We start from the raw sequence: 7,972 nt of genomic DNA, 5'->3' as shown, positions 1-7,972 counted from the left end.
ACACCGAGATGAACAACTATCGTTTCTTTATTGTCATCACTTTGTGTTTGCTCTAGGGCGTGTTGATCTTTGTGGATTGAAATTTGTTCAATCTAGGGGCGGTTGAATCGCGGCGCGAGGTTTGTAACCTAGTGGGCTAAGTAAAAACCGAGCAACAAAGAGTCAACCGTCCCTAGAAGGAAGCCAAAGGGCAGCACATGTTTGGCATTTATGCTGCGTTCTCGCCTATTTATGGGGAACAACCACACATCATAGGCTCTGCCTTGCTTAAATACCAAACAGCCTACTGAAAATTCAACCACCAAAGGTCACGTGCCCTAAGGTCTATCGCCATTTCGAACACTCTGTTTGAGTCAGTATTCATAATGTAATAATAAACAGTGACACCGATTTTGTTATAAGATCATAAAATTATAGTTATGATCAACCTTAGCGCGCATAATAATACCAATTGCATCAAATGGTGATCTATTATAGCGCGAAGAAAATAGCACAATAACAAGGCGAAAATTGTGACATACCGTTGTTCTATATGAATAATTTTTAACGCAATTAGTGAATTATTTAATGCGATAGAATGATCATGTTTTTAATAAAATTGGTATATATATGCTGCCAAGGTTTAACCAACAAAGCTTTATTTATATAGCTAACGTTTGTCGTGCCGACTTTAGGTAAACTAATCTCGCCCTTTAACTATTTTTACTATAATTTAACGCTTCAATGTACTTGAAAAATACTGTTACTAGCGCTACTCTAAGTGAGGTGGTCTGACCTCTATTAAGGAATAAAAATGACACTCATATTTACACTCGGTTTAATCGTGCTGCTTTGCGCTGCGATTTACCACAGAGCGAGTTGGAACACAGCACTTGGTGTTTCTGCCGCAACCCTACTTATAGGTACCTTCGCCGGTGCTTTTGGTTTAATTAGCTGGTTGATCTTCTTGGTCATCGCGGTTCCTCTTTCTGTTACTGGCATTCGTCAGCAATATATCATCAAGCCAATTTTTGCTACGTTTAAAAAAGTAACGCCAAGCATGTCTGATACTGAAAAATCAGCCATTGCCGCCGGTACAACGTGGTGGGAAGCAGATTTATTTTGCGGTAACCCTGATTGGAAAAAGCTTCATCAATACCCTGTACCTAAGCTTACAATTGAAGAACAAGCTTTTGTCGATGGCCCAGTTGAAGAAGTGTGTGCCATGTTGGATGATTGGGAAGCAACACACGAACTAACCGACCTTCCACAAGATGTATGGCAATATCTAAAAGATAATAAATTCTTTGCTATGATCATCAAAAAGGAATACGGCGGTTTAGAGTTTTCTGCATTTGCACAATCATGTGTACTTCAAAAACTAACAAGTAAATCAACGTTACTCTCGTCAACTGTTGGCGTACCTAACTCTTTAGGCCCTGGTGAATTATTACAACACTATGGAACAAAAGAGCAAAAAGACCATTACTTACCGCGTTTAGCTAGCGGCCAAGAAATCCCTTGTTTTGCCTTAACCTCACCAGAAGCGGGCTCTGATGCAAGCTCTATCCCAGACTACGGTGTGGTGTGTAAAGGACAATGGAATGGTGAAGAAGTTGTGGGTATTAGCTTAACGTGGAACAAGCGTTATATTACACTTGCACCCGTTGCAACCGTACTTGGTCTTGCATTTAAATTACAAGATCCAGATGGCTTAATTGGCGACAATAAAGAGCCAGGCATCACCTGTGCACTTATCCCAACAGATACTCCTGGAGTTGAAATTGGTCGTCGACACTTTCCGCTTAACGTACCATTTCAAAATGGTCCTACTCGCGGTAAAGACATTTTTGTACCACTTGATTACATTATTGGTGGGCCAGATATGGCTGGTCAAGGCTGGCGCATGCTGGTTGAATGTTTATCGGTTGGTCGTGCAATTACATTGCCGTCAAACTCTGCCGGTGGCATTAAAATGATTGCTGTAGCAACGGGTGCTTATAGTCGCATTCGTCGTCAGTTCCGTTTACCTATTGGTAAAATGGAAGGTGTTGAAGAGTCACTAGCTAAATTAGCTGGTTATGCTTACAGCTCTGATGCAGCGGTTAGTATGTCTACAGGCGCGGTTGATTTAGGCGAAAAACCATCGGTTGTGTCTGCCATTATTAAATATCACCTTACAGAGCAAATGCGTGATGCAACGATTCATGCAATGGACGTACTTGGTGGTAAGGGCATCATGCTTGGGCCAAATAACTATTTAGGTCGTGGCTATCAAGGTGCACCTATTGCCATTACTGTTGAAGGTGCAAACATCTTGACCCGTAATATGATTATTTACGGTCAAGGTGCAATTCGCTGTCATCCATTTGTACTTACCGAACTAGGTGCGTGCGAAATTGAAGACCGCGAAGAAGCGCTTAATGTATTTGATAAAGCGCTAATGGGTCACATTGGCTTTACTACGTCAAACCTTGTACGTACTAAGTGGCTTGCACTTACTGGTGCTCGCTTTACAAGTGTGCCGTACAACGACGAAACAGCTGAGTTTTATCGTATTGCGTCACGCTTTAGTGCATCGCTTGCACTTATGTCTGACATAAGCATGGCTGTATTTGGCGGATCACTAAAACGTAAAGAACGTATTTCTGCACGTTTAGGTGATTTACTAAGTTACTTATACTTAGTGTCTGCAACGCTTAAGCGTTACAACGACGAAGGCCGTAAAAAAGAGGATTTTGCTCTAGTAAAATGGAGTTGCCAAGATCATCTTTACCATTGCCAACGTGCACTTGCTGACTTAATCAACAACATGCCTTCTGCACCACTACGTGGCGTATTAAAAGTATTGTTATTCCCATTTGGCCGCCCAGTACGCAAACCAACGGATCAGCTTGAGCATAAACTTGCTAAGTTACTTCAAGTACCAAGCGAAACACGCAATCGTTTAGCAAGCTACATATACTTGAAAAATGAGCCACTTAACCTTGTAGGTCGTCAAGAGCAAACGCTTAAAGACATCCTTGAAGTTGAACCGTTATTTGACCGTGTATGTAAAGAAAAAGGCCTTAAACTGCCATTTTTCCAGCTGGATAAAGTAGCGCAAATGGGACTAGAAGCTGGCATATTAAGCCAAGCAGAAGCTGATAAACTAGCTGCTGTTGAACAGTCTCGTTTAGATGTTATTAACGTTGATGACTTTGACCCTGCTGATTTACTTGCAGGTAAAGCCGCGCGTAATAGCGTAGTAAAAAATGCTGATGCAGCTTAACTAGTTAAGCTAGAAAAGCCAGTTGCAAACCTGTTGTAATTACCCAAACCAGCGCATAATGCGCTGGTTTTTTTTGTGCAAAAAACAACTGTAATACGCACCCTATAACAGCGGCTAAAAGCAATAAAAAACTCATTTGGCCGACTATTAACATATAAAAAATCATAGTGATTATAAACAGCACTATGCTCGGTACAAATTGACTTATATAAAATATCCGTTGTTGATCGCATGTATTAAAAAACAATCGATAATGTGTAAAAATATTACCGCAATCAAACTGCAGTGAACTAGTCACTAAAACAATAAAAGAAAGCGCTAAAATAGTAAATATACTTGCCAAATCAGTACGCTCACTTAATAGTGTTGCTGATGCCATGAACACACATAGCAGTAACGACACTCGCCAAACTAATACCCAACTGTGATTTATCAAAAAGGCGAGCCAAAAGCCCATTAACGAATTAACAGAAAGCCTTTTTGCCATATTAAAAGCGGGTATCAATACACCGAGTAAAAATAAAAAAGCAAAACTACCGTGGTATGCAAGTGGCTTTATATTAATAGGAATGAGTACTAGAGCAGCCGTTAATACAAAGCCATATAGCAATGCCTTTGGCTTATATAAACATAAAACCCCTAAGCTAAACTGCAATATCATAAAGAGTATAAAATGCGGCGCTTTGAGCCATTGTGTGAAGGTCAAATCAAATGCTATAACAGCACTTACTATCAACCACCCGTTACTTAATAGTAATAATTTAATATCCATTACATTAAGCCACCAAGACCCCACAATGGTGCGCTGAAATAACCGTTGCTGGCTATTTTTAATGGCAGGCTTCATCGCACTGAGCATCACACTTTGTAATACTAAATACAGCCACGCCATTTGTGCGCCGTACTGCGGCGCATCACTGCTATCAATAATTTTACCAAGCCCTAAAAATAGCAGTAATATCATACCAAGCGTAGCTGAGCCCAATACCATTAAAAACAATAAACCAAAGTTTTTTAACTGTAAAAAGAGCTGTTTAAGCTCAGTGAGATAAGCTTGATATCTGTAGTTCATAAATGCACGATATTGATCAATAATTTGCTTGGTCGTTCTACCACTCATAAAGGCACACACTCAAAACCATGTTCAATAAACACAGCTGGCTCATGGCAGGTAATGATAATTTGCCCATTAGTTTTATCGATTAAATAGTCATCAAGTAACCCCAATAAATAACAAATACTGGCTTGGTCGAGTGCTGCGCTCGGTTCATCTAACAACAAATAAGGTGCATCCCGCATTAAAGCCAATATTAGTTGGCATTTTTTTTGGTTACCCGATGACAAAGCATCAAAACGGGTATCTAAAAACTCATTAAAATTAAAGCCGTCAATAAGTCCTAGCGGCCAAGCACAATCTAAGGTACTTACTGATAAATTAATAATTTGTTTAGCGGTTAAAAAACCAGGTAATGTAATTCGATCACTGGCGATAGCAACCTGTACATGAGGATTTTTGAGCGTATTCCCTGAAAATAAAAACTTACCACTTTGCGGCATTTCAAGCCCTGCCAACATCATCAGTAATGTAGTTTTTCCTTGGCCATTAGGCGCTTCAATACAGATTCGCGGGGCAGTGAATTTTGTGTGGTAATTACTGTATAGCAGGTTAGTCGCAAATTGTTTATTTAAGCCAATGACTTCAATCATAAATATATCCTTTAATGTGAAGTGTCATTATAGCTATTGGCATATTTAAAACGACAGACCCTTTGTAACACTTTGTTGCAGTTAACAATCAGTAATCACTTGCGTTTAAAAAGTGTTCAGGTGAGACTAAAAATTCAAAACAATAAACAACAGGATGTCGATATGAAACAGTCTTTAAAATTAGCAAGCCTTACCTGTGCGATAACGCTGGCATTGGCTGGTTGTAGCCAGTCAACAGTATTTAATAGCACCACGAATCCGCAAGTTACTCAAACTCAATCAGTTAAAAATTATGACGCTGGTACCTTTTTTGATACTACCTCTATCACAGGAAATAGTTTCTCCTCAACAGGCGACAAAATTTTAGTCAGTAGTGATGAAAGTGGTATTTACAGCTTGTACGAAGTAGATGCGAAAACTGGCGGAAAAACTCGTTTAACCAACTTTGAGGACAGCACTTATCCTGTGCGTTACTTTCCAAATGATGATCGAGTGCTATTTACCAAGGATTCAGGTGGGAATGAACGATACCATGTATACGTGCGTGAAGCTGATGGCACAATGACAGATCTAACGCCAGGGGATGAAACCCGCGCCAGCTTTGCCGGTTTTACCAACGATGGTAGCCAATTTTTCATCACCAGTAACAAGCGCGATGCTAAATTTATGGACTTATACCGTGTTGATAGTAAAACCTACGCAGTAACACCGGTTTATCAAAACACCTTAGGGCTAAACGTGGGTGCTATTAGTCCCGACGGCCGTTACATAGCACTATCCAAAAGTAATACTAACAAAGACAGCGATACCTTTATTCTTGATACGTTTAAAAAGTCACTCAAACCGCAGTTAATTTCAAAGCATGATACACCAGCGCAATATAGCCCTGACACCTTCTCTGTTGACAGCAAATATTTATATTACTCAACAGACGCTAAAGGCGAGTTTTCACAAGTATGGCGTTATGACATGGCCTCAGGCGAGCATACCCCCGCATTAAAAGATGACTGGGATGTTAGTTTTATTTATTTCTCTAAATCGGGGCGTTATCAAGTAAGTGGTGTGAATGCTGACGCAAGTACTAAAGTCACTGTGATTGATACCCAAACAGGCAAAGAAATTGCGATGCCGGCATTACCCGTAGGCAACTTACGCAGCGTTAACTTCTCAAATGACGAAAAAGCGATGGCGTTTTATTTAAACTCAGACACCTCTCCAAGTAATTTATTTGTGTGGCAAGTGGGCAGTGATCAAGCAAAACAGCTTACAAATACACTAAGTAAAGAAATTAACCAAAACGACTTAGTTGAAAGCACAATCGTTCGCTTTAAAAGTTTTGATGGCCTTGAAATACCTGGCGTTTTATACAAACCAAAACAAGCAAGCAGCACAAATAAAGTTCCTGCGCTTATTTGGGTGCACGGCGGACCAGGTGGGCAAAGCCGCACCGGTTATAGTGCTATGCAGCAACATTTAGTGAATCACGGTTACGCCATTTTTGCCGTTAATAACCGTGGCAGCTCTGGCTATGGTAAAACCTTTTTTCATCTGGATGATAAAAAACACGGCACCGATGATTTGCAAGATATTGTTTACGGCAAAAAACACTTACAAAGTTTAGATTGGGTTGATGCCGATAAAATTGGCATCATGGGTGGAAGCTACGGCGGCTTTATGACCGCAGCAGCGCTGGCTTTTGAACCGGAAGAATTTAAAGTAGGTATTAATATTTTTGGCGTGACAAACTGGGTGCGTACCTTAAATTCTATCCCACCTTGGTGGGAAAGCTTTAAAAAGTCGCTATATGATGAAATGGGTGATCCTGAAACTGATGGGGAACGCCATCGTGCTATATCACCATTATTTCACGCTAAAAACATTACAAAACCACTAATGGTGATCCAAGGTGCAAACGATCCGCGCGTTCTACAAGTAGAAAGTGATGAACTCGTCGCGGCGGTAAAAGCCAATGGCGTACCCGTAGAATATGTGTTGTTTGATGATGAAGGCCATGGTTTTAGTAAAAAAGAAAACCGTATTACGGCCTCAAATGCTTACTTAAACTTTTTAGATACCTATTTAAAATAGTCCGTTAGCCCATACAAGTATGGGCTAAATTTAAGATAAAGGCTGTGTGCTTGTTCGCATGCAGCTTTTTATGGGTGACGCGTTAATTTTGGTTCAAATAACGCAAGCGCTAAACCAAACACAACTGCAAATAGTCCAATAAATTCAAGCCAGCTATTACCTGCATGTGAGATGAAGCGTGGGATAGCATCTGTTGTGTAAACACGTTTACCACCAGTCACTTCTTCAACAAATGATTCGCCAATATACTCATCCATTAATTTAAAAAGCTCAACACGCCTAGCAAGCATCTCTTTAAGTTTTTCTGCACGCTTTTCAGCACTGGGATCTATTATATAATTTTTCCAATGATTGAAAACATTGAGTGGTTCATCAGCTTTAATAATTCCAATAGAGCGATACTCATAAAAGCGTTCATTAAACACATAATTTTTATGACCTACATAAAATAATGCACAACCAAACGAAATTAAAAACATGACTAAATAAATCAGTGTTCGTTGTTTAGCTGAAGTATTAACAGCTTGTTTTTTAAGCCACTGTTCAACATCTGTTATTTGTATTAACCTCGCTTTATCATGACTAGCTGCAAGCGGTTTCATAAATTCATCAATAGAGATATCTAATGCCAAAAGCAAAGATCTGAAAATGTCGTTAGAAGGAATTGATTTATCATTTTCTAGTTTTGATAAGTAACTTTGTTCTATACCCACTTGCTCTGCAAATTCAGGTTGGCTCAATTTTTTATTATTTCTCAGCTGCTTTAGTTGTTGACCTAATGTGCTCATTTTAGTGCTTCCTTTTTTAAAGTGAGACTAGATTCTTGGCTATTCATGCAGATATATAAAGCTGAATATTAAAGAATAGGCAGGAATATTAGCAGGTTAGCAGTAAGTAGTCGATTTTTTAGCTGATAGCTGATAGCTG

General features: G+C 39.6%; 5 protein-coding genes. 2 read left to right on the top strand and 3 right to left on the bottom strand.

Annotation, left to right across the window (positions count from 1 at the left end; genetic code table 11):
* Positions 1-793: 793 nt before the first annotated feature.
* The gene (gene fadE / locus CWB66_RS14980) at positions 794-3,250 is read left to right on the top strand and encodes an acyl-CoA dehydrogenase FadE (RefSeq protein WP_138585984.1); all 2,457 of its coding nucleotides are present in this window, start codon (positions 794-796) and stop codon (positions 3,248-3,250) included.
* Between the two features lie 4 nt (positions 3,251-3,254).
* Here fadE and CWB66_RS14975 read toward each other — a convergent pair whose 3' ends face one another.
* Both CWB66_RS14975 and CWB66_RS14970 read right to left on the bottom strand, forming a co-directional pair.
* On the bottom strand, positions 3,255-4,370 hold the full coding sequence (locus CWB66_RS14975; protein ID WP_138585983.1) for a DUF6136 family protein: 1,116 nt from the start codon (positions 4,368-4,370) through the stop codon (positions 3,255-3,257).
* Positions 4,367-4,957 carry an ATP-binding cassette domain-containing protein gene (locus CWB66_RS14970; protein ID WP_138585982.1) on the bottom strand — a complete coding sequence of 197 codons (591 nt, stop codon included), beginning with the start codon at positions 4,955-4,957 and terminating at the stop codon, positions 4,367-4,369. Before CWB66_RS14970 ends, CWB66_RS14975 begins: the two co-directional genes overlap by 4 nt.
* 162 nt (positions 4,958-5,119) lie before the next feature.
* Between CWB66_RS14970 and CWB66_RS14965 the strand changes: the two genes are divergently transcribed.
* Positions 5,120-7,045: an alpha/beta hydrolase family protein gene (locus tag CWB66_RS14965; RefSeq protein WP_138585981.1), complete on the top strand. Its 1,926-nt coding sequence runs from the start codon at positions 5,120-5,122 to the stop codon at positions 7,043-7,045.
* A gap of 68 nt (positions 7,046-7,113) precedes the next feature.
* Here the strand turns inward: CWB66_RS14965 and CWB66_RS14960 are convergent, their stop codons facing one another.
* The gene (locus tag CWB66_RS14960) at positions 7,114-7,833 is read right to left on the bottom strand and encodes a helix-turn-helix domain-containing protein (protein WP_138585980.1); all 720 of its coding nucleotides are present in this window, start codon (positions 7,831-7,833) and stop codon (positions 7,114-7,116) included.
* Positions 7,834-7,972: the final 139 nt, after the last annotated feature.

The organism is Pseudoalteromonas sp. S558 (genome assembly GCF_005886635.1).
GTDB lineage: Bacteria > Pseudomonadota > Gammaproteobacteria > Enterobacterales > Alteromonadaceae > Pseudoalteromonas > Pseudoalteromonas aliena.
This window is presented reverse-complemented; position numbering and strand designations above follow the sequence as displayed.